The organism is Lentilactobacillus farraginis DSM 18382 = JCM 14108, assembly GCF_000583655.1.
GTDB classification, from domain to species: Bacteria; Bacillota; Bacilli; order Lactobacillales; family Lactobacillaceae; genus Lentilactobacillus; species Lentilactobacillus farraginis.
On the sequence record NZ_BAKI01000043.1, the window covers coordinates 1 to 22,232 of the forward strand.

Annotated in this window: 21 protein-coding genes and 2 pseudogenes; 3 read left to right on the top strand and 20 right to left on the bottom strand. The window is 36.8% G+C overall.

Features of this window, described 5'->3' with window-relative positions:
• The 20 genes and pseudogenes from JCM14108_RS11465 to rpiA all read right to left on the bottom strand — a co-directional run.
• Positions 1 to 1,250 (bottom strand): APC family permease (locus tag JCM14108_RS11465; protein ID WP_035180947.1); only part of this gene is annotated, 1,250 nt, incomplete at its 3' end.
• 21 nt (positions 1,251 to 1,271) lie between these two features.
• Positions 1,272 to 2,174 (bottom strand): proline iminopeptidase-family hydrolase, encoded by a 903-nt coding sequence (locus tag JCM14108_RS11470; RefSeq protein WP_035180949.1) that lies wholly within the window; start codon positions 2,172 to 2,174, stop codon positions 1,272 to 1,274.
• A gap of 60 nt (positions 2,175 to 2,234) precedes the next feature.
• On the bottom strand, positions 2,235 to 3,230 hold the full coding sequence (locus JCM14108_RS11475) for an SIS domain-containing protein (RefSeq protein WP_035180950.1): 996 nt from the start codon (positions 3,228 to 3,230) through the stop codon (positions 2,235 to 2,237).
• Positions 3,231 to 3,260: 30 nt separating this feature from the next.
• Complete coding sequence (locus tag JCM14108_RS11480) at positions 3,261 to 4,115, bottom strand: PfkB family carbohydrate kinase (RefSeq protein ID WP_035180952.1); 855 nt, start codon at positions 4,113 to 4,115, stop codon at positions 3,261 to 3,263.
• Between the two features lie 12 nt (positions 4,116 to 4,127).
• Complete coding sequence (locus tag JCM14108_RS11485) at positions 4,128 to 4,847, bottom strand: GntR family transcriptional regulator (RefSeq protein WP_035180954.1); 720 nt, start codon at positions 4,845 to 4,847, stop codon at positions 4,128 to 4,130.
• A gap of 31 nt (positions 4,848 to 4,878) precedes the next feature.
• Positions 4,879 to 5,613, bottom strand: coding sequence for an amino acid ABC transporter ATP-binding protein (locus tag JCM14108_RS11490; RefSeq protein ID WP_035180956.1), 735 nt, complete (start codon positions 5,611 to 5,613; stop codon positions 4,879 to 4,881).
• Positions 5,600 to 6,081: pseudogene (locus tag JCM14108_RS15540) on the bottom strand (amino acid ABC transporter permease). Before JCM14108_RS15540 ends, JCM14108_RS11490 begins: the two are co-directional and overlap by 14 nt.
• Positions 6,060 to 6,269: an ABC transporter permease family protein gene (locus tag JCM14108_RS15545; RefSeq protein WP_237745821.1), complete on the bottom strand. Its 210-nt coding sequence runs from the start codon at positions 6,267 to 6,269 to the stop codon at positions 6,060 to 6,062. The pseudogene JCM14108_RS15540 and the gene JCM14108_RS15545 overlap by 22 nt, the downstream one beginning before the upstream one ends.
• A gap of 30 nt (positions 6,270 to 6,299) precedes the next feature.
• The gene (locus tag JCM14108_RS11500; protein ID WP_035180958.1) at positions 6,300 to 7,106 is read right to left on the bottom strand and encodes a transporter substrate-binding domain-containing protein; all 807 of its coding nucleotides are present in this window, start codon (positions 7,104 to 7,106) and stop codon (positions 6,300 to 6,302) included.
• Positions 7,107 to 7,335: 229 nt separating this feature from the next.
• Complete coding sequence (locus JCM14108_RS11505; RefSeq protein WP_035180961.1) at positions 7,336 to 8,397, bottom strand: linear amide C-N hydrolase; 1,062 nt, start codon at positions 8,395 to 8,397, stop codon at positions 7,336 to 7,338.
• A 16-nt stretch (positions 8,398 to 8,413) separates the two neighbouring features.
• Complete coding sequence (locus JCM14108_RS11510; protein WP_035180963.1) at positions 8,414 to 9,415, bottom strand: DMT family transporter; 1,002 nt, start codon at positions 9,413 to 9,415, stop codon at positions 8,414 to 8,416.
• 55 nt (positions 9,416 to 9,470) lie between these two features.
• Positions 9,471 to 10,217 carry a glutamine amidotransferase gene (locus JCM14108_RS11515; RefSeq protein WP_035180966.1) on the bottom strand — a complete coding sequence of 249 codons (747 nt, stop codon included), beginning with the start codon at positions 10,215 to 10,217 and terminating at the stop codon, positions 9,471 to 9,473.
• 238 nt (positions 10,218 to 10,455) lie between these two features.
• A complete protein-coding gene (locus tag JCM14108_RS11520; RefSeq protein ID WP_035180970.1) occupies positions 10,456 to 11,478 on the bottom strand; it encodes a LacI family DNA-binding transcriptional regulator in 1,023 nt (340 codons plus the stop codon).
• A gap of 169 nt (positions 11,479 to 11,647) precedes the next feature.
• A complete protein-coding gene (locus JCM14108_RS11525; protein ID WP_035180974.1) occupies positions 11,648 to 12,322 on the bottom strand; it encodes a FadR/GntR family transcriptional regulator in 675 nt (224 codons plus the stop codon).
• Positions 12,323 to 12,442: 120 nt separating this feature from the next.
• On the bottom strand, positions 12,443 to 13,777 hold the full coding sequence (locus JCM14108_RS11530; protein WP_035180978.1) for a gluconate:H+ symporter: 1,335 nt from the start codon (positions 13,775 to 13,777) through the stop codon (positions 12,443 to 12,445).
• Between the two features lie 93 nt (positions 13,778 to 13,870).
• Complete coding sequence (locus tag JCM14108_RS11535) at positions 13,871 to 14,509, bottom strand: bifunctional 4-hydroxy-2-oxoglutarate aldolase/2-dehydro-3-deoxy-phosphogluconate aldolase (RefSeq protein WP_035180981.1); 639 nt, start codon at positions 14,507 to 14,509, stop codon at positions 13,871 to 13,873.
• The gene (locus JCM14108_RS11540; RefSeq protein WP_035180985.1) at positions 14,499 to 15,518 is read right to left on the bottom strand and encodes a 2-dehydro-3-deoxygalactonokinase; all 1,020 of its coding nucleotides are present in this window, start codon (positions 15,516 to 15,518) and stop codon (positions 14,499 to 14,501) included. Before JCM14108_RS11540 ends, JCM14108_RS11535 begins: the two co-directional genes overlap by 11 nt.
• Before the next feature lie 19 nt (positions 15,519 to 15,537).
• A pseudogene (gene dgoD / locus JCM14108_RS11545) lies at positions 15,538 to 16,685 on the bottom strand (galactonate dehydratase).
• A gap of 399 nt (positions 16,686 to 17,084) precedes the next feature.
• Complete coding sequence (locus JCM14108_RS11550) at positions 17,085 to 18,179, bottom strand: NAD(P)-dependent alcohol dehydrogenase (RefSeq protein ID WP_035180989.1); 1,095 nt, start codon at positions 18,177 to 18,179, stop codon at positions 17,085 to 17,087.
• Between the two features lie 143 nt (positions 18,180 to 18,322).
• Positions 18,323 to 19,027: a ribose-5-phosphate isomerase RpiA gene (rpiA, locus tag JCM14108_RS11555; RefSeq protein ID WP_235807053.1), complete on the bottom strand. Its 705-nt coding sequence runs from the start codon at positions 19,025 to 19,027 to the stop codon at positions 18,323 to 18,325.
• Positions 19,028 to 19,356: 329 nt separating this feature from the next.
• Here rpiA and rbsK point away from each other — a divergent pair, with 329 nt between their 5' ends.
• The 3 genes from rbsK (at position 19,357) to fucP (ending at position 22,127) form a co-directional block, all read left to right on the top strand.
• On the top strand, positions 19,357 to 20,283 hold the full coding sequence (gene rbsK, locus JCM14108_RS11560; RefSeq protein WP_035180993.1) for a ribokinase: 927 nt from the start codon (positions 19,357 to 19,359) through the stop codon (positions 20,281 to 20,283).
• A gap of 28 nt (positions 20,284 to 20,311) precedes the next feature.
• Positions 20,312 to 20,707, top strand: coding sequence for a D-ribose pyranase (gene rbsD, locus JCM14108_RS11565; protein WP_035180995.1), 396 nt, complete (start codon positions 20,312 to 20,314; stop codon positions 20,705 to 20,707).
• A gap of 61 nt (positions 20,708 to 20,768) precedes the next feature.
• On the top strand, positions 20,769 to 22,127 hold the full coding sequence (gene fucP / locus JCM14108_RS11570; protein ID WP_035180997.1) for an L-fucose:H+ symporter permease: 1,359 nt from the start codon (positions 20,769 to 20,771) through the stop codon (positions 22,125 to 22,127).
• Positions 22,128 to 22,232: the final 105 nt, after the last annotated feature.

Sequence of the window (22,232 nt, forward strand, 5' to 3'; positions counted from 1 at the left end):
ATCAGAACAAATCCAATAATAATGAATCCAATTAATGGTGAAACTAGGTGTTTCCAGTAATGTTTAGAGCCATTTTTAATGATGTAATAATAGATTACGGATACATGAATTACTAAGAATGCTGTTAATGCACCGCAATTAACGATGGATGATAAAACACCCACGTTATCCATAAAAATCAAACCAACAATTAACGAAATACCTCCAACTAGATAAGTACTAATATAAGGTGTTTTAAACTTTGGATGAACTTTAGCAAGAACTTTCGGTAATGTTTTATCCCGAGCCATCCCAAACAAAATTCGCGAAATAGCAGCCTGAGCCGCTAATGCATTGGCAATACCCCAAGCTAAAATTGTAGCAATGGTCGTCAAATATTGAAGAAAAGGTCCACCAACTTTAAAAGCTATTTCGTAAAAGGCGGTATCTAAATCTCTAAATGATGTATAATCCGGCATAATAAGACTAGCAATGTAGGTTTGGGCGATAAATAAAACGCCAACTATTATCAACGCCCATAATATTGCCTTACCAACCGTTTTGTTTCCACCACGAGTTTCCTCTGCTAGCGTGCTAATACCGTCAAAACCTAAGAAACTTAAAACTGCCACAGAGACTGCCGTCAAAACGAAGTTCATATTAAAGTGATCAGCGTTGTAAAATGGTTTAATCGTAAAACCGTTTCCTACATCATGAAGTAATCCCCACAATCCAAAAGCCATAAAAATAAACAAGACTAGCAATTCACCAATCAAAAAGATAATATTAGTTTTTGCTGTAAATTCAATTCCCAAAACATTAATTATCGTATTTAGTCCAATAAAAATGACTAACCAAATCCAAACTGGGATATTAGGTAAGAGTGATTTAATAGAATTTGCCGAGATTACATAAAGCAACGATGGTACAAAGATGTAATCTAAAATAATCATCCAACCAGCTAAGAAACCAACACTTTTGTTAATTCCCCGTTGCGCATATGCGTAAACAGATCCGGCAATTGGAAAAGCTTGTGACATTTGACCATAGCTAATAGCTGTGAAAAACATAGCGACCATTCCGATTAGGTAAGTCAAGGCAATCATCCCCTGTGACGAGGAAATGACTGAACCATAAATTCCAAAAGGTGCAATCGGAACCATAAAGATCAAACCATAAATGATCAAATCTTTTAGAGTCAATGAACGCTCCAACTGTTGCTGATAACCAAAATCTGATAAGCTGGAAGACTTGTTCTGTGCATTTTTCATATTCTCAACTCACTTTTTGCTTTAGAATTTGTCAGTTCTAACATCTTTAAAATAATTTTTCAGATTCGTAAAAAAAACATCTGGATTATCGATCATATGATTATGGCCACCACCCGGTGTGACAGCAAGGCGGGCATGTGGAAAATCATCTGCCATCCTTTTAGCAGTCTGTAAAGGCATGGTTTCATGGTCAGCAAACATAAGTTGCGTTGGAACGTTAATCTTCTTGATCTCATTACGAAAATCCCATGCATCCAAATCACCAGTTACTACAAATTCATTATCACCTTGGAAATAATTGTAAACTGCTTTAGATTGAATATCGGTTACATGCGCCTGAGCAGCTGGTTTTCTACGATGAATATACTCATCGTATAGATGACCAATATATCTTCGATAGGTAGCATCCGAAAACTCACCGCGTCGTTCAATATCATCCATATACTGCAATTGCGCGGGAGAAAATTCTTGCTTACGGATTAGCTTCATTCTTTCAATATAATCGGCAATATTATCGATCATACTAATAATGATTAATCCCTTTAAATGTTCTGGATGGCGTCGAGCATAAATCATTGAAATCATACCGCCCCAAGAATGCCCAGCCAAATAGAACTTATCTAAGCCTAATTTTTGCCGTACTTCTTCAATCTCATTAACGTAATATTCAACATTTAAATATTTTTTCCGAATATCCGGATTATCCCAATCCGGAGTATCAGAGTACCACGAACCAAGTTGATCATAAGTGTTTACCTCAATATCGAGATCTTTCAATTCCGAACCAAATTGTTCATAAACCTCATGTGTATCACCCGGTCCGCCATGAAGGCACAATAGTCGATCTCTACCCCCAGAATTCCAAGTATGAGTCCATAAACTGTAGCCATTATCCAACTTAATAATGTGAGTACCGTTTTTCATTACGATTTACCTCCAGATTCGATATTCAAAATGTTAGTTGAGTACAATAGCAACCCTTTTCTAATAATTTTCAAGTTTCCACATATATTGACGCTTAGTATAAGGGTGGTTTCGGGCAATTGCTAACTGTTCCATATAAACTCGCATAACACCAGTTAGCAGCAATGGGTTGAAATAATCAATAACATTTTGACTAGCAGCTTGATCCAACCCGTAGTCTTTAGCATCAATTACGGTATAACGCGCATTGAATCTCTGCAGAAATTCAAGTGCACGAGTATCTAAATGCCGTGTTGATCCATCATTCATAAATAGAACATAGGGAGTCCCCGAATTAGTCATTTCAAAGGGGCCGTGGAAATATTCTCCACTATCGAGTACTGGCGAAGCAATCCATTGCATTTCCATAAAAATAAAGTTGGCTGTTGAATACCCTGCCCCAAAAGAAGGCCCACTAGCAAGCGTATAAATAAGAGAGTCATTTTTATAGGTCTGACCAAAGTCTTTTGCACTTTCAATAACACTTGCGGCAGCATTATTAATAACTTGATCGATCTTTTTAAAGGCTGTCAACATTTCATCATAATATTGATACCCTTCAAAAGTCTGTAAACATTCCAATGCGATTTCTGTAACAACCTTTTGCTTAGCAGCTTTTGTTGCGTAACTTTCAAAAAATGCATGAGTTACAACGTAGTCTGCCTCCTTTGTCAGATCTGATCCCACTTCATGAGTAATGGCAATAGTATGGCATCTCCACTTCTTGGCATTGTGAACAGCTTCTACCGATTCAGGGGTATTCCCTCCATGTGAGGCAATAATACAAATACAATGTTTACCAGCACTTAACGGCCTAGCATAATTAAATTCGTTTGCATTCAATAAATTAGTTTTTAATTGACGACTATTTTGTTGAAGAAAGTACTTTCCACCATAAAGCTCAGACATTGATGCACCACAGCCGATAAATAAAACTGTGTCAATGTCAGCCTGTTTCTTTTGAATATCCTCAATGATTGCTTTGATGTCTTTTTCTGAAGTTGTTTGTGTTTCCATAATCGTTTCTCCTCTCGTTTATGTAACGGCCTACAAAGTACTATACTTTTTTAGCAAATCAGTTCCATAATCAAAAGAACCTGGAATTTTAATTTGCTGTGCCGCAAATTTTGATGCTAACACCAATGATTCTTTCAGATCACTTTCTAATTGGTAATTTTCTTTTGTCATCTGCAGATGAAACGTATTTATTCCAAAAGCGGTTATAAAAGCGTCACCAGCACCCATCGTATCAACCGCAGTTGATGCTAGAGCAGGTTGCCAAGTGAACTGATTACCGGAATAGGCAACTGCCCCCTTGCTTCCCATGGTGCATAAGACCAGCTTAATACCAGCACTATAACCCATCTTGCATAAATCAACGATCTCATGCCTGCTTAAATGACTTACAGAAAAACAACCAAGGTCAATAAAAGGAGCAAGTTGTTTAACTTTTTCAATTGTGTAAAGATCTGAGAAATCATAAATAATTTTTGGTCCCCTTATCCTCGATAAATAACTGTCAGCTAATCCATTAATATTAAAGTGAGCAACCGAAAATTGATTGATGTAATGGATATCATTTTCATTTAACTTTAAACCAGGACTAAGTACACCTCCTTTATTGCTATCTAAGAAAACTCGATCCCCATCTTTGATAGTTACTCGAGAATATCCATTTTCACCAGCGATAATTTTAGAGTGTTGTAATTCAATTTTGAAATTTTTCAAAACCGCCCTGGCATAATCAGCTAACGGATCATTACCAAACACGCCAACAAATGCGGATTGATACTGCAACTTCGACGCGAAAACAGAAAAATTTAACGCGTTTCCGCCTAAGAACATTTTCCCTTTATCGACATACATATCTACAACATTGTCTCCAACACCAACTACTTTCACTTAATGACCCCCTCAATCATCAATAACAAAACTAAATTTTCTCGGATCATAATACATGATTGAGTAATATATCGTTTGTTTATTGCGATCCCGAGCTACTTTCTCTAATTTATAAGCGTCTGACCCAATTGCTAATCCCATTAGCGCAGCAACCTGTGTTTGTATAGTAACCAAATTTAAAACCTTATGATTTGACGCAGTTTGAACTTGATACTTTTGCTGCAGTATTTTGCTAACGGAGCTGTCTTGATCCACTAAAAGTTCTAGACCCGGGAATCGTGACGCTGGATAATAGGTAATCTCATACCCTTTATTTCGCGGTTCAAAGGTCATAGTACGTGCAAGTCGCACTACCCAATCGCCTCTTTTAATATTCATTAGTTTAGAAATGTTTTCATTGGCCTGCACCTTTTCTAAACTAATGATTTCCCTTTTAGGAACTTCTTCATTGTGCAACATAAACTCCGTATAACTGTTCAAAGATAGTAAATTTCTTTCCATTTTGTGGTTAAGAACGAAGGTACCTTTACCTTGCTTTTTAACTAAGTAACCGCTGTTAACCAAATCATTAATGGCTCTACGAATAGTAATTCGACTCACGTCGTAAGCTTTCTCTAATTCCTGTTCTGGCGGAATTTGAGTTCCAACCGCATAGACACCTGTATTAATTTCCTCAATGATTTTATTTCTAATTTGCAAGTACAATGGAGCAATATTAGCTCTCTCTAGCATAAGATGTTGTTTCTCCTTCCAAGATAAAGTTCTAAGTATACAAAATTTTAGAAATAAAGTCTTTTGTCCTAGCATGTTGAGGATGATTAAACAATATATCAGGCTTTTCATTTTCAAGGACCTTGCCATCATCTATAAAGACAACACGATTACCAACCTGTCTTGCAAAACCCATTTCATGCGTAACAACAATCATTGTCATTCCTGTTTGCGCTAATTTCTTCATAACTTGAAGAACTTCCTCAACCATTTCAGGATCCAAAGCAGAAGTTGGCTCATCAAAGAGCATAACTTCTGGATCCATAGCCAATGATCTGGCAATGGCAATTCGTTGTTGTTGACCGCCTGACAGGGAAGCAGGATACGCATTTTTCTTATCTTCTAAGCCAACCTCACGCAATAAACTAAGCGCCTTCTGGGTAGCCCGACTTTTTTTCTCACCTTTAACCACCATTGGAGCATGCCGAATATTTTCCAAAACAGTAAAGTGCGGAAAGAGATTAAACTGCTGAAAAACCATCCCCATCTTTTCTCTAACTTTACGCTTTTCATCATTTTTAAGGTTGGAACTAATTTTCTTATTTTCAAATTCAATAGTTCCACTAGTCGGATACTCTAATAAATTCAAGCACCGCAATAAAGTACTCTTTCCAGAACCTGAAGGGCCAATAATGACGATCACTTCACCTTTTTTAATCTCTAAGTTGATATCCTTCAAAACTTTGTTTTTTCCAAAGGTTTTGCTTAAATGTCTAATGGTTATCACTAACTCTCAACCTCTTTTCGTAAATAGCAAGAATTCGATTCAGTAGCCACGTCAAGATTAAATAAATGACCGACGCAACTAATATGGGTTGGATACCAAGTGCCGTTGATCCTCGAACGGTTTGTGCCTGATACATTAGGTCGGTTATTCCCAGAACAGAAACCAAAGAGGAATCTTTAACATTTCCGATGAATTGATTACCTAATGCCGGTAAAATATTTTTAACGGCTTGTGGCAAAATAATATCTTTCATTATTTGCATCGTGACATCCCTAAACTACTCGCAGCTTCTGTTTGCCCGACTGGTAACGATTCAATACCAGATCGAATGATTTCAGCAATATAAGCGGCAGAATATAGAGTTAGTGCAATAATCCCCGTCAAGAAATCTGGAACTTCCATCCCTGTAATAATCGGTAATCCTATGTAAACAATGTAGATCTGGACTAAAAGTGGAGTATCTCTGATGAACCAATATACGCCTTAGCAATGATAGAAATAACCTTAACTTTTGATCTCTTCATCATTGTCAAAACAACACCCAAAATGGTCCCCAAAATTATAGAAATAATTGCCAAGGCCACTGTGATGTACAGTCCATTAACAAAGAATTTCCAATATTGTCCCAGAAACGAAAAGCTTTGAATAAATGTCATTAAACTTCACCTCACTTTAACAACTTGTAGTTACTGCTGAACGTATTTTGTTTGTTGCAAAACCCAATGCTTATAATTGTCCTTATTCTGATCAATTACTTTGTTAACCAAATTTACTAAATCCTTAGTTGTGTTTTTTGGCATTGCAATTGCCGCACCATTGCTTGCATCTTTATGCCGAAAGTTGGTTTCACGTAATCCTTTATTTTGACGAAGTAACAATGCTGTAGTTGGTAAATCAATGGAAAAGGCATCTGCTTTTTTATTATTTACTGCCAACGCCAAATCAGGAATAGTTCCAAACATTTTCAAATGTGCATTTGGATAGAGCTTTTGAATCATTGGCTGCTGGGTTGATGAATTAACAACTGCAATCGTTGAATGGTTAAACAGCTTAGGATTTTTGTTGTATTTCGACAAATCCTGTTTTCTAACAACTAACGTGTTGGTACTCTTATAGTAAATCTTTGAAAATGTAGCTGCCTTTTTTCGCTCTGGCGTTGGGCTCAAAGAAGTAACGAGCATATCAACCTTTCCAGTTTGAAGAGCTGGCAAGATTCCGTTCATATCCATACTCTTAATTTGATACTTAGTATGCATTTTTTTAGCTAATTTTTTAATAAGAAGTAAATCAGATCCTCTCAATTTGTCCTTTCCGTTTTCTGTTGTGTGAAATTCATATGGCGGGTTTGAGCTAATCATACCAACAATTAAAGTACCCCTGCTTTTTATTTTTTGCAGTGATGATTGATTAGCCGATTTCCCACAAGCAGATAAGGTGAAAACACTGAGAAATAAAACAGCCATCAAAGCAAACAATTTTACATTTTTCTTCATAAGCAACACACTCCTCTAATACGTTATATAACATCATATAAAAATGATTAATTCTCACTATAATCACATTTAATTGTAATGTCAACACGATTTCACTAAATTCATTAATTTTTTTCTAACGGAAATCTTTTTTTGCAAAACAAAGTCGTCCAACCTTTGTTGTTTTGCAAAAAGTTGGACGACTTTCAATATGCCAAGTTAAGAATTACAGTAATCAGCCAAATTTATTTTAAATTGTATTTTCACCCTCTGACCATTCATTTTTTTCAATAAAAGGAATGGCACTCTGCTTAGAAATAAAACTAAAATACCTAATTTTATTTCCCCATGTTTCTGGATCTCCATAATCCAACGATCTTAAATTACGATTGTCGTACGTAAACGCATAAAGCTTTTTTCTCTTAATATCATAACCAGACGTATATTGTGTCCATGCCACCAGCGTGTTTTTCTCAACTCCGTTTTTAATGCGAAGTGAACCTTTTGGTGTATTAACTGACGTTAGTAGCTGGAATATCTGGTTTAACGCCTCTACATCATCTACATTGACCGAAAGCAATTTTGAAATTGCTGCTCTCAAGAAACGAGATTCTGGTTTATAATCAGCTGGTATTCCAACCAAACCACTAGTTGACTCGTCTAATGAAATTGGTTCAACAGCCTCCTCATCATCGTATTCGTAAGTTCTGTCAGTAATTCTTTCCAACCAAGTTTTCAAATTATTTAAATGCCAGTCAAAAGTAGGCGCGTTGGTAAAAACGCCAACCGGATTCTCAAAAATCCTAAATCCGTTATTGATTGATGGTTCAACTACAATAGCACGCCCCGATTCATCCTGAAATACACAGTGTTGCGGGACTGACATCCCCATCATTGGACCAGGTTCATTAGTAATACCAACATCACTTTGAAGATTATTTTTAATATCATCCAAGCTTGAATAATGTGTCAGAATCCAAGTGCACAATTCTTCCCCCCGAATTGCAACTTTTCCTTGGCTTCTAATGTCTTTAGTTTTGGCGTATCGATAAAAATGATCAAAGTAAAATGAACCACCGCAAATGCCAAAATCATTAATCCCATCAAGTAATACTGGAGACTTATGAATATCTTTTGCCCACACAATCCCCATTACATTCAGCTTCGTTTCAAATGGTGTATAGGCCGCCGAAAATATATAGCCTTTAGGAATTTTAACACCAGAGTATTCAAAGTGTTGTTCAAAATCCTGTGTTCTTCCCCAATATGGATTCCCCTGCTTACTAATTAATTCAATTCCCGTACAAGCCATTAGATTTCCTCCTCGTTTAAACTTGATGGTTCTCAAGCTCATCAACAGCAACATGCTTATTTGCAGATGGAATCATGGCAATTCCTGCACCTATCAAAGCTACAAGAGCCCCCAGAATAGTTACAAAGTAAACTTCATTACCAAGTTGAGGAATAAGCCAATCTATCAAAACAGAGCCAATTAGTTGACCTGCTGTAGAAGCCAAGCCTAAAAGTAATAGTCCCAATCCGCGAACTAATAAGGCCATTAAGGCAATCGAAAGTAATCCTAGAGGGCCACCTAAATACATCCACCAAGCTGAAGGCAAGTTAAAGGTCAGTTGCCCCATTAGTATGCGCACAAGAAGCGCAGCACCAAGAATGCCAAACCCTACAATGAAGTTCCAAGTAATTGAAACAAGCATTGAGCCGGTTTCTTGAGCAACCGCAGAATTGCCGGCAGGTTGCCATCCAGCTAATAGCCCGGCTAAAAATGGCAAGATAGCAAGTGCGATCACTTTAGGAGCTTGCCAACTAGGTAATACAACTAATACAGTGGCAACGATAGCCAATACTGCCCCAAGAATTCTAGGGAAATTAAAGGGCTGCTTAACAGGTACTCCAATTCCTAAACGGTCACACATCAATCCAGAGATAACCATCCCCGAAATTAACGTGGTCTGAAATGTTGCTACACCAAGTATCGATGCTGATGCACCTTCAGAAAATACAACCATTGCACCACAACATCCAGCAATCCAATTCCACCACGGGATGCGATGAGAAACAATTTTCTTTGGGATAGAAGCAAATTGCCTGCGTGTACTTTGACGGGCCAAAATAATTATTGCCATTACGACTAAACCTGATCCAAAGGAAACAACCGCAGAAGCGTTACCGTCCCCCAGTTGTTTGCCTACTTGTCCATTAACCGCTGATTGCATTGGAGATAGCATTCCTGCCAAGATTGTAGCAACTACCAGCAGCGGTACAACAATAGTCTTTTCAGTACTACTTTTTATGATTTTTGGACTGTTCATATTTAATTCCCCATTTCTAAATCAAACACTTCAGACAAGTACACAGATAGATCTATTAATCCAAGTCTTTATTAAGCCATTTGATACATCTCGAAAAAAACTCACCGTAATTTTCCCATGCCATAAAATCTTGTGAGGCCCAGTGTGGTGCGATATCAGTCATATATGCTATCGTTCTGCCTTTTCCAACGGTCCGATTAACTAACAAAGGTGAAGAATCTACCGTCATTAAAATTTGAGCATCTTTTTTAGGGGTCACCGTTTGGTATCCTAAAATCTCAGGGAATTTTCCCAAGCCATTAGTAATCTGACTGTCAACAGCTATTTCAGGTAAGGCTCCTTGTGGTACCTCCACACGATCATCATACGGTTTAATCAAAACCGGTAATACATCCTCAATTGGTGTTCCGCTATAATGAGCTTTCCCTTCAAAGCCACTAAATGATAAATAACCACCCGCCATCATTAATGAGCCACCTGATAATACCCATTGCTTAAGTAACTCCAATCTATTAGTTGTCGGTCGCCCTTCTGAAAAAACATGATTTGAAAGATTAAATGAATTCGAACCAATATCGGACAACAAAATAACATCATATTCGTCCAATGCTTCTTTTGACCAAGGAAAATCTTCTGGAACATCATGAGCACGGATATGGGTTACAAGATGCCCTAACTTTTTTAACGATTCGAGTAATTCCGTACATCCAATTTCTAATTTGGTACTGGTAAATGAATCATAACCCTTAAATTCCGTAGTAGTAGAAATCCAAGATTCGCCTGCTAATAAAATTTTTGCCATATTATCCTCCAAATAATTATCCATAACAGTTTTTTCTACAAATTAAAACAAATCATTAAACTTAAACGCCAAAATTAAGAAGCCGGCTTATTTTTGACTTTGATCAAGCGCTTTACCAAATGCCTAAATAAAAAACTATTAATAATAATAGCTTTGATTGGAGTTTATCATTCAAATGCAAAATAGTCAATAAAAAATAATCCATGTAAGCGATAACATACGTACATTAAAATTAACATCATCGTGAATGTTCGCTTTTTATAGAATTCCTTCGGATAATCCTTGGTTTAATAATGATTTGTTTGCTATCTCTCACTTTTTCACGAAGTATTGTAAGTAACAAATCGATGGCTTTGTCTGCCATTTTTCCGATTTCTTGATCTATCGTCGTCAAAGGAACTTCAATAATTTCCGTATAAGGATTGTTGTCAAATCCCACCATCGAAAAACGCTTAAAAACATTCTCCCGATGTTCTTTTGCCCACTTTATGATGCCAAAGAGCATTAAATCGTTTGAACTTAATATCGCAGTTATGTCACGTTGATTAAAAATATTAGGAGCAACTTGATAACCGCTTTGGATTGTATAGTCACCTTCAAAAACATAGTTGGGATTCAATAAGATATCGTTCTTTTTTAGAGCATCTTTGTAACCTTGATACCGTTCCGGTGCATTAACAAAATGATCTTTACCCTTAATGAATGCAATACTTTTATGACCATATTTGATTAATTCTTCAGTTGCCATGATGGCACCTAACACATTATCAAAATTAACGGAATTTACTCTTAAATCCGAACTAGCATTCAATAAAATAAGTGGTTTATTCAAATTGTCAATCATTTCTTGAAGTTTATTATGAGGTTGATAAAAAAATTTATTTGAGGGTACTAATAAAATACCATCAACGCCATGGGAGATCATATTATTAATGATTTGTACTTCACGTTCGAATGAATTGTTACTATCTGCGAATAATGTAGAGTAGTTGCTTGCCCTCAAACGTTCATCAATTGTTTTGGTTAAAAAAGCAAAAAAGGGATTTGTAATATCCGGCACGATTAACCCAATATTATAACTAATTTTCTTACTTAAAAAAACGGCAGCTGAATTGGGCCGATAATTTAATTCCTCAGCAATTTTTCGAATTTTATTTTTAGTTTCTTTGGGTATCCGAGATGGTTTGTTGTTTAAAACTAACGAAACACTACTAACAGAAACATTAGCCCTTTGGGCAATATCCTTCATCGTATAATTCAATATAGGCTCTCCTTAAATCTAACAAAAAATATGTACTATAGCATAACCGATCCGCCATAGTTATATGCTGTTATAAATTTTATGCGAAGATATCCCGAAGTTACCAAGATACATTACGTTAAAATTATTCCTAAAACTAATTAAGAACCTTGGCAACTATGTCAGTCTTTCATTTGTTTTCCAGTTTATTTAGTGGATCAATCATTGATATGATATGCATTTCCATTAATTTCTTTGCTTCATCAGCATCTTTTGTTGCAATCGCTGTCGCAATTAACTGATGATAAAGAGAGGCTTTGGTACGCATATTGGGTAATGTATTTGTCCTTTCTCGACTCTCAATTTGATAATTTTTTAATGAATCTGACATAATCTTCAAAGCCGGTTGCTGAGCACCGTCGGCAACTAATTGATGGAACTCTAAATCGACATTTAAGAAATCTCCGCCCACACGCATTTCTTTGTCCATTTGTTCAGAGAGACTTTGCAACTTTTCAATAATAATACTAGTGCCATTTTTAGCACATAAATACGCTTGTTCAGGTTCTACAAGTAGCCTGGCATGTAATAAAGACATTAACGAGAGACTCTTAACCTTATCCGTCCCTGCAGTATTCACAGAATTAGGATCATTACGGACATATATGCCGCGGCCGTGCTCAATACTAATCATATTTCGATTTTCAAGAGATTTTAAAGCCTCACGCATAGTTGTAATGCTGACGCCAAAATCTTTAGCCAATTGTTTCATTGTTGGTAACCTTTGTCCAGGCTTCCAAAACCCACTAAATATTTTTGCCTGTAATTTGTCTATCGTTTGCTGGTATACAGATGTTTTCCCCATATTCTATTTTCCACACTTTCAATCCTGTCTAAATAAAATTTTACTCCAAAAAGAAAACAATGGCCAGTTCATTAAAGGCCATTGTATCCGATTACATTTTTAAATCTAAAACTAATTATTTTAGACAAATAATGAAAGTACGAGAACTGATAATAAGCCCGCAACTGCTAAAACACTCGTTAAAGTAGTCCATGAAACAAAGGTTTCTTTTAAGGAAAGACCAAAGTATTCTTTAACCATCCAAAATCCGGCATCATTAACATGGTCCGCAAAGACACTTCCAGCTCCGACGGATAAGACCATCAGTGCAGGATTTACGCCAGACGAGGCAATCATCGGTCCTACCAATCCAGCCGCAGTAAGTGCAGAAACTGTTGAAGATCCTAAACTAACCCGTAAAACCGCCGCTATTAACCATGCCGCAATTAGTGGTGACATGTGCATATTAGTAAATATCTGCGAAACATAGCTTGCAATCCCACCTTCAACTAACACTTGTTTAAATGCACCACCACCAGCAATAATAAATAGCATTACGGATATTTGCTTGATAGCTCCTTCAAGGGTATTGCCGATATCCTTCATAGGAATCTTTTGAAAAACGCCCATTGTAAATAAAGCAAAGATAAGTGAGATCAGCATTGCGACATCAGGGTTCCCAATAAATTTAACTAACTTTAAAATTGAACTTCCGCTTGGCAGCGTGAACTCAAAGATAGTGGAAATACCAATTAAAATCACAGGCATCATTGATGTTAAAACGCTGATTCCGAATTTAGGGGTTTCTTCCAAACTAAATTCTCTAAACTTGCCAAGTGCCGGAATTTCCGTTGTAATTCGATAAACCCGTGGATAAAATTTATGAAGGAAATGATTAAATACTGGTCCTGAAATAATAACAGTTGGAATTGCGACGATAATACCATAGATGATAACTTGTCCGATATTAGCATTAAAAATTCCTGTAATTGCAGTCGGTGCAGGATGTGGTGGAATAAATCCGTGCATCACGTTTAATGTTGCTGCCATTGGAATTGCCAGTGACATTAACGGCATGTCAATTTCTCTGGCAATGATGAAAATAATTGGCAGCAAAACAACTAACCCTACTTCAAAAAAGAGTGCTAGTCCAACGATAAACGAGGCTAAAACAACAGCAATCTGAATATGCTTACGTCCAAACTTATTAATTAATGTATGTGCAATGCGGTATCCGCCTCCTGAATCGGAAACCAGCTTCCCAATCATTGAACCCATTCCAAAAATAATCGCCAGGTCCCCCAACTGGTCACCAATACCAGTTGTGATAATCGTTGGCAATTTTGTCAAAGGGGTTCCAAGAATTAGACCAACCACAAAAGCAGTAACAACAAGTGAGACAAACGTATTTAATTTCAACTTAACAATGAGAAAGATTAACAGGACAACACCGAGTGCAACAATTAAAAGTGGCATAAACGTACCTCCAATACGTAAAAATCGTCTTCATACTGTCGATTTTTACCAACAGAAGAAGACGATTTTTAATCAACCGATTTGTGATTTTAATCACATTTGTGTTTCCATTGGTTTAATAACATTTAAGAAGTTTTCTACCGATTGACGAAGCCCCGCTTCATTCAAATCGTTAACATCCTGTTTATTGAAGAAATTCGAGCCAATTCCCAAATAGCTTGCACCATTTTTAAAGAAATCTAGTGCATTTTGAAGATTAACACCACCAACTGCCATTAAACGCTGAGAACCAAAGGGCCCTTGAATCTGTTTAAAAATTGAGGAGCCGGTTGTGATGGCTGGGAAAATCTTCACAATATCAGCACCTTTCTGAAGCTGTGTGTAAACCTCTGTGGGTGTCATTGCACCAGGAATTGTTAAAACATGCTTTTCCTTAGCAATTTTATAAACATCATCGTTAAATTCTTGAGGTCCAAGCATGAATTTGGCACCCGCTTCAATTGCTTCTTGTGCTTGGGTAACATTTAGGACTGTTCCAACACCAATAAACACCTTGCCACCGTATTTTTCATTTCCATCCCGAATCACTTTTAAGTGATCTGGATTATTAGTTGTTACCTCAACAGCTAATTGATGATCATAATCACTCAAAATTTTAACAATCAACAATGCTTGTTCATACGTATAACCGCGCATAATAACAGTTAATTTCGGATAATCTTCAATTTTCATGGGATTTACCTCCTGATAATTCAAATATTTTTCTCCCTTTTGCAATTTGGATAGCACCTCGACCAGCTAAGTCTTGGATTTCTTCCGTATAAACTTTTTCCGATAAGTCTGTATCCGCCTCAATCAATATTTTTAAAGCGTCTCTAAGGCCCGGCTTGCCAATAATAATAACTGGCGTATCTGCTTCAACATTGAAGGAACAAGTCTTTTTTAACGCTACCAAATCATTTGCCAAAACCGCTCCTAGCAAATAATTAGCACGTTGATTTCGGTTATAATCTGTATACATCCCCAAAAGTCGGACGGTAAACGTTGTTCTTCCTAAACCATTTTTTTCAGCTGTTTGAGCCCCTAAAATCAAGCAATTTCTGTCAATTTTATCGATAAAATGCTCATTTACTGAGTCTGCTAAGACTGACTTTTTCGTTAGCAAATCAAGAATTTCTCCAGTCATAGAAGTAATCGATCCAACTATTTGCTTTTGAGCGTTGGTCTTAATAATTTTGGTATGAGAACCCGGAAGAATGATGAGAGATGGCTTTGAAATTTGTAATGATTCCATTGCCCCGATCGCTTCGACTTCCTCACCTCTCATAACATCCATATCGACAATACTTTCTGGGGTTAATTCTTGATCGTCATTCTTAACCCCTGGGATAAACCAGATGGGTTGATCAAATACTTCTGGGATCAATACTTGCCGCATGCCTTCTGCTAAGTCTGATAGTCCAACCGGTGCTTTTAAATGAGGAATTTCTACCAATCCTAAATTAGACGTGATCATTCCGGATGCAATTACTACCAAATCGTCTTTATTAATACCATCTTGTTTTGACAAAACCTCTCGAATGGATTCCCGAACAGCACCTTGCAATTCCTTTTTATTACCACTAATAGCAGTATTTCGGACGCCTATTGGCCGCTTAGAGATCGAAACGGGCTCGTAATCTTGCCAAAGTACAACACGTGTGTTGGTCGTACCTGTATCAATGGTAATGACTGTTTTCATACCTTCTCACCCCATCTTATTACCATTCTGAAATGGTACCATCTTCATGACGCCAGACTGGATTCCGCCAATTATGTCCTTCTTTAGCCTTCTCTTTTACCAATTCCTCATTAACTTCAATTCCTAATCCTGGGCCTTGAGGAATCTTTACAAAACCGTTGTCATATTCAAAAACCTCGGGGTTCTTAATATAATCAAGTAGATCATTTGTTTTGTTGTAATGGATTCCGAGACTTTGCTCCTGAATAACAGCGTTGTAAACTGTCGCATCAACTTGCAAACAAGATGCTAAAGCGATCGGTCCAAGTGGGCAATGAAATGCAACTGCAACATCGTATCCTTCTGCCATTGAGGCAATCTTCTTGCATTCTGTAATACCTCCTGCATGTGACAAGTCTGGTTGAATAATGTCAACATTGCCACTCTCAAGCAACCGCTTAAAGTCCCATCTCGAAAACATTCGTTCACCGGTCGCAATAGGAGTTTTAACTAACTCCGTAATCTTACCAAGATCTTCGTTATTTTGTGGTAAAACCGGTTCTTCCATAAACATTAAATTGTAAGGTTCTAAGGCTTTAGCCAAAATTTTAGCCATAGGCTTATGAACTCTGCCATGAAAATCAACTGCGATGCCAAAGTAAGGGCCACAGCTTTCCCGAATAGCCTTAACTCTGGCAACAACATCATCAATTTTTTCGTAACTGTCAATCATTTGTAGCTCATCAGTAGCATTCATTTTAATAGCAGTGAACCCAGCTTTTTTTCGTTCCAAAGCTGCCGCACCGACATTGCTCGGCCGATCGCTCCAACCCAAGAATAAACTTTAATTGAGTTTCGAACCGCACCACCCATCAATTGATAAATAGGCGCCTTGAAAGCTTTTCCTTTAATATCCCATAATGCTTGATCAATCCCAGCAATTGCGCTCATCAGAATAGGACCGCCACGATAAAAGCCTGCGCGGTACATCTTTTCCCAAGCATCTTCAATCCTGAAGGGATCAGAACCAATCAACTGGCTCATCAGCTCATGAACAGCTGTCTCAACGGTTGCAGCTTTTCCTTCAATAACCGGTTCTCCCCAGCCGCTTATGCCTTCGTCAGTTTCAATTTTTAAAAATAACCAACGCGGCGGAACAATATAAGTTTGAAAACTTTCAATTTTCATGTTTTATTTAACTCCTATCAAATTTAATTTAAATACTATCATTGGCCGATTGATACTATCTATTTCGATATAAATACTATCTTTAATCGGCGTTTTTGTCAACGGTTTCATCTAAAATAATGAGTAATTGTGAAAAAAATTCAATGTAAAAAAACACTAGCTTTTATTTCTTGTATTAAAGCCCTTGTCAAGTGGGGATTTATATTGGGCTATAAAAGTTTTATTTTCTTGATTTTTTTAAATGAAGAATTACCGCTTTTTGGAAACGCTTCTAATTAATTAATTATCAATCAAAAAAGGCTAAAGATACGATGTATAGTGTATTATACATCGTATCTTTAGCCCGCTTGAATTTAACTTATTTGATATTTATTTTTTGTTCGCTTTTTTATTAGTTATTTATTCTGAAAGCTTAACAATCGGTTTAATTACACTGCCACTTGCAGAATCTGAAAAAGCCTGATTAATGTCCTCAAAGTTATAAAAACTAATCAATTTATCAAATGGAAACATTCCCTTTTGATAGTATTTTATCAGCTTGGGAATAAAAAGCTGTGGAATTGCATCACCTTCAATTACCCCCACGACATGTTTAGACTCTCCCATAATATCTTGTTGAATATTAAAAGTAACATCACCTGCAATCCCAAGCAATGCACAAGTACCGGAAGGCTTAAGGACGCTAACAGCCTCTTTAATTACTGAAGGAACTCCAGTAGTATCAATACTGTAATCAATACCATTAGGGGTTAACTTACTTATTACTTCGTTTATGTCTTCCTGTTGACTGTTAATAGTCTTTGTTGCGCCCAAAATCTTAGCAAGCTTTAGCCTATTTTCATGAATGTCAACCGCAATAATATTGTCCAAGCCAACGATTTTAGCTGCCATCAATGCCGATAGCCCCACGGCTCCTGTCCCAAAAATAATAATTGAACTACCAAATTCTGGTTTCAAATAATTTAAGACCGTACCGGCTCCTGTTTGAAAGCCACAACCTAGCGGTCCTAAAAGACTAATATCAACAGCATTTGAAACTTTTGTAACACTATTTTCATCTACAACTGAATAAGTAGAGAATGATGATTGTCCAAAGAAAGTCGAAATATTATTTCCTGAAGCATCATGAATTCTATGCGTTCCGTCAAAGTTATGCCCACCAAAATTTAATTCATTAAGATGAAAACAGTTTGCAGGATGACCAGTCAAGCAATTCTCACAATGTCCACAGTATGAAAAGGATAATACAACATGGTCACCAGGCTTAACTGTTGATACACCATCACCAACTTGTTCCACTATTCCAGCGCCTTCATGACCCAGAGCAACTGGATAAGGCGTCATACCTAAGTCCCTGCCAGCCGCATCTGTGTGACAAATTCCGGATGCAACAACTTTAACCAGTACTTCATTTTGCTTAGGATTATCCAATTCTGCTTTTTCAATACTTAAAGGCTTCCCTTGGCTTTTTGCAATCGCAGTTGTTATCTTCATAATGTTGTCCCTCCAATATGCGCTTGAACATGTTACCTTTTTCACTATTATTATATTACAAGTTTAATTTGTATCCTTTAAATATGCTCGTCCTTTTTAGCTTCTTCCATTTTTCATTAATTTTTGTTAGCTAATCCAAATTTTCATCTTGCATGTAAAATTTTAGGCCCACTTTCATATCCAACAATGACTGTATTCACAATATTTAAAAACAAACCGTGCTCAACAATACCTGTCATATGATCTAATTCGGAAGCTAATTTTTCTGGATCATCAATTTGATGCAAATATAGATCAATTATATAGTTTTTCGAATCTGTTAAAACATGTTGCCCATCTTTCATCCTAAACTTAGGATTTAATCCCTTATTTGATAAACGTTTGAATAATTGCTTGCTTCCGTAAGGAATTACCTCTAACGGTAGGGGAAATGAGCCTAATTGATCAGTCATCTTGCTTTCGTCAACAATCCACATGTTTTTATCTGAATTAATTGCAACAATTTTTTCCCATAAGTGAGCCCCACCGCCACCTTTAATTCCTTGAAATCTTTTATCAATTTGATCCGCACCATCAACAGTTAAGTCAATATGATCAACCTCATCGACTCCTTTAGTAGTAATTCCAAGCCGATTAGCTTGCAACCGTGTTCTTTCGGATGTGGGAACTCCAACAATAGTTAGTCCTTCATCTTTAACTTTCTTTCCTAAGGCATCAACCATAAACTTAACAGTTGAACCAGTTCCTAAACCAACGACCATATTATTGTGAATAAATTCAACAGCTCTTTCACCAGCCATCTTTTTTAGTTGATCTTGTGATGTAGGCATATGCTTTAAACTACTCATTTTACATTCTTCTCCCTTTGATAAAAGTAAAACGTTAAAAATTAATCATTAATCTAAGTACAACTCATTAATATCACAAAAATCAAAATATATAAAGACTCAGCTGGAAAAAATAAAAGTTCAAAAAAATTTTAATCTCTTAAAAGCCTTTAGCAGTCCGCAAAGTCACGCGTTTTAAAATAAGTAATTTGTGACTGACCCTTGAAAACGATTTCAAAACGTGCTAGCTTTAAAACTGTTAAATCGGTTTAGTAAAACGATTATTTAAAGCGATTTACTTTGTTCGATTTTTTGCTAATAAGAGATTAATTTTAGAAGGAAGTGTTCTTGTGAACAAGATAACGGTATTAGGTAGCCTGAATGTTGACACTACCTTTAGAATTACAAGATTCCCGAACCCAGGCGAAACGGTCCAAGTCCATGAAAAGGCTAATGCAGCTGGTGGTAAAGGAGCTAATCAAGCAGTAGCTGCGGCTCGATCAGGTGCAAAAACCTCTTTTATTGGACAAGTAGGAAATGATGGCGCAGGAAAGTTTATGTTACATTCTCTTGAAAACGATAACATTAATGATTCTTACGTCACTACAAGCGAAACCACTGGTACTGGAACTGCCAATATTATGTTGGATCAAAATGGGCAAAATTGTATTTTGGTTTATGGGGGTGCAAATCAAACTCTTACTGTGTCTGACGTAAAAAAAGCGGAACCGATTATCAAGAGTTCAGACTTTATTGTGGCTCAATTTGAAACACCACAAGATGCCGCAATCGCTGCTTTTAAGATTGCAAAAGATAACGGCGTTACTACAGTCCTGAATCCTGCTCCAGCACCTAGTAAGTCAATTGATGCAGAATTATTAAGATTAACAGATCTCATTACACCGAATGAATTGGAGAGTGCTTCAATTACCGGGATTAAAATCGATGATAATGACTCAATGATCGCCACAGCTAATAAATTTTCATCTCTTGGAGTTGATAATGTAATTATCACCATTGGTGATAAAGGTGCGTTTTACTCAACCAAAAGCAACAATGCTCTAATGCCTGCATTCAAGGTAAAAGCCGTTGATACGACTGCAGCAGGAGATACTTTTATTGGTGCACTAGTTTCCCAATTGAAAACAGATTTTTCGAATATTGAAACAGCTGTCACATTTGCACAACACGCAAGTTCGTTAACTGTTCAACGATTAGGAGCTCAGCCATCAATCCCAACATTAGATGAAATTCTAAAAGTTGAAAATAATAAATAAAACCACAAATTTGGAGGAAACAATAAAAATGAAAAAAACCACTGTTATTAATTCACAATTATCGACCGTTATTGCAGGAATGGGGCATATGGACTGGTTGAGTATTGGAGATGCTGGGATGCCCGTTCCGTTAGGAACCAAAAAGATCGATTTAGCTTTAACAAAGGAAATTCCAAGCTTTATGGACGTTTTAAAAAACGTCTTAGCAGAATTAAAAGTCCAAAAAATTTATCTTGCCGATGAAATTAAAACTCAAAATCCCGATCAGCTTAAGGCCATTAAGGATGTGCTACCCGATGTAGAGATTGAATTCATGCCACACTCTGACCTAAAAAAAGATCTGGCTAAATGCCATGCATTTGTTCGAACGGGTGAAATGACACCATTTTCTAATATCATTCTTGAATCTGGCGTTACCTTTTAATTTTTAAAATCATTTTAATTCTTATTTATCAAATTTGAATTTCCCGAGGAGGATCAATAATATGGACGCAAGTAGACATGTAGTTGAAAAGAAACATGGGTGGACTCAATTTGCAGATGGTTATCTTGAAAAGACACCTATCTTTCAATTCATCCTCATTTCATTAATATTCCCACTATGGGGAGCAGCAGCATCTTTAAATGATATCTTAATCACTCAATTTAAGAGTGTTTTTATGCTGAATGACGCAGCAACAGCATTTGTTCAAAGTGCGTTTTACGGTGGCTATTTCTTAATTGCTATTCCTGCTTCACTCGTGATAAAAAAGCAGAGTTATAAATTTGCTATTATGACAGGTTTAATCTTTTATATTGTTGGTTGTGCAATGTTCTTCCCTGCTTCGCGAGTTGCAACTTACACGATGTTCTTAGCCGCCATTTTTGCAATTGCAGTTGGATTGAGTTTTCTAGAAACCTCTTGTGATACTTATAGCTCCATGCTTGGACCAAGAAAATTCGCAAATATTAGGCTTAACATCTCACAAACCTTGGTTCCCCTTGGCGATATGGCAGGTATTATTTTAGGAAAATACCTTATTTTTGGCTCCGTTGGCAATTTGTCAGAAACGATGAGTCATATGCATGGTGCAGAACGAATTGCCTACGGCGAAAAAATGCTTCAGCTGACATTACAACCCTACAAATATATCCTCGTTGTATTAATAGCCATCTTAATCATCTTAGCTATTACTCCAATGCCAAAATCAAAAGCTGTTAGCCTAAAAAAAGAACAAGCCTCTAGCCCCAGCTTAATTGAAACTATCAAATACCTCGCAAAAAATTATCGTTTCAAAAAGGGGATCATGGCTCAATTCTTTTACGTCGGCATGCAGACAACGGTTTGGTCATTCACCATTCGTCTTGCCCTTAACTTAAACACCAGTATCAGCGATAGTGATGCAAGTACTTTCATGATCTATAGCTATGCTGCGTGGTTTGTTGGAAAACTTTGTGCTAACTTCTTAATGAAAGATCACTCGGTTACCGGCGTTTTAACCATATTCTCAGCACTTGGAACAGTTACATTAATCCTTGCAACTACTATCCCAAATATGACAGCCGTTTGGATGGCTATAGCCGCAAGCTTCTTCTTTGGACCAGAGTGGCCAACCATTTATGCTCACACGCTAGATACCATTGAAGATAAGCGTTTCACCGAAACTGGTGGTGCTATCATTGTTATGGCAATTGTTGGTGGTGCCGTAATTCCTGCTATTCAAGGATTAGTTTCAGATTTAACAGGGTCTATGCAAACATCATTCATTGTCCCAACACTTTGCTACGTAATTGTAACAATATACTTTTTCTTTGAATATCGTTATGATCTTGCACATCCTGATCAGATCACCGAAAATCAATAAGTTTATATTAAAAGTAGCAATGGTATAAACTATAGATGGTCGCTGCTTAATAACTATTTTTACTCAAAAGGCCGCCCTTTGGACGGCCTTTTGAGTACGATTAAT

Bases quoted from the DNA above. Each gene is read 5' to 3' on its own strand.
- JCM14108_RS11470 (WP_035180949.1), bottom strand. From the start codon at position 2,174: ATGAAAAACGGTACTCACATTATTAAGTTGGATAATGGCTACAGTTTA.
- JCM14108_RS11550 (WP_035180989.1), bottom strand. From the start codon at position 18,179: ATGAAGATAACAACTGCGATTGCAAAAAGCCAAGGGAAGCCTTTAAGT.
- JCM14108_RS11475 (WP_035180950.1), bottom strand. From the start codon at position 3,230: ATGGAAACACAAACAACTTCAGAAAAAGACATCAAAGCAATCATTGAG.
- JCM14108_RS11505 (WP_035180961.1), bottom strand. From the start codon at position 8,397: ATGGCTTGTACGGGAATTGAATTAATTAGTAAGCAGGGGAATCCATAT.
- rbsD (WP_035180995.1), top strand. From the start codon at position 20,312: ATGAAAAAAACCACTGTTATTAATTCACAATTATCGACCGTTATTGCA.
- JCM14108_RS11540 (WP_035180985.1), bottom strand. From the start codon at position 15,518: ATGAAAACAGTCATTACCATTGATACAGGTACGACCAACACACGTGTT.
- rpiA (WP_235807053.1), bottom strand. From the start codon at position 19,027: ATGAGTAGTTTAAAGCATATGCCTACATCACAAGATCAACTAAAAAAG.
- fucP (WP_035180997.1), top strand. From the start codon at position 20,769: ATGGACGCAAGTAGACATGTAGTTGAAAAGAAACATGGGTGGACTCAA.
- JCM14108_RS11500 (WP_035180958.1), bottom strand. From the start codon at position 7,106: ATGAAGAAAAATGTAAAATTGTTTGCTTTGATGGCTGTTTTATTTCTC.
- JCM14108_RS11515 (WP_035180966.1), bottom strand. From the start codon at position 10,217: ATGGCAAAAATTTTATTAGCAGGCGAATCTTGGATTTCTACTACTACG.
- JCM14108_RS15545 (WP_237745821.1), bottom strand. From the start codon at position 6,269: ATGACATTTATTCAAAGCTTTTCGTTTCTGGGACAATATTGGAAATTC.
- JCM14108_RS11525 (WP_035180974.1), bottom strand. From the start codon at position 12,322: ATGGGGAAAACATCTGTATACCAGCAAACGATAGACAAATTACAGGCA.
- JCM14108_RS11510 (WP_035180963.1), bottom strand. From the start codon at position 9,415: ATGAACAGTCCAAAAATCATAAAAAGTAGTACTGAAAAGACTATTGTT.
- JCM14108_RS11485 (WP_035180954.1), bottom strand. From the start codon at position 4,847: ATGCTAGAGAGAGCTAATATTGCTCCATTGTACTTGCAAATTAGAAAT.
- JCM14108_RS11535 (WP_035180981.1), bottom strand. From the start codon at position 14,509: ATGAAAATTGAAGATTATCCGAAATTAACTGTTATTATGCGCGGTTAT.
- JCM14108_RS11530 (WP_035180978.1), bottom strand. From the start codon at position 13,777: ATGCCACTTTTAATTGTTGCACTCGGTGTTGTCCTGTTAATCTTTCTC.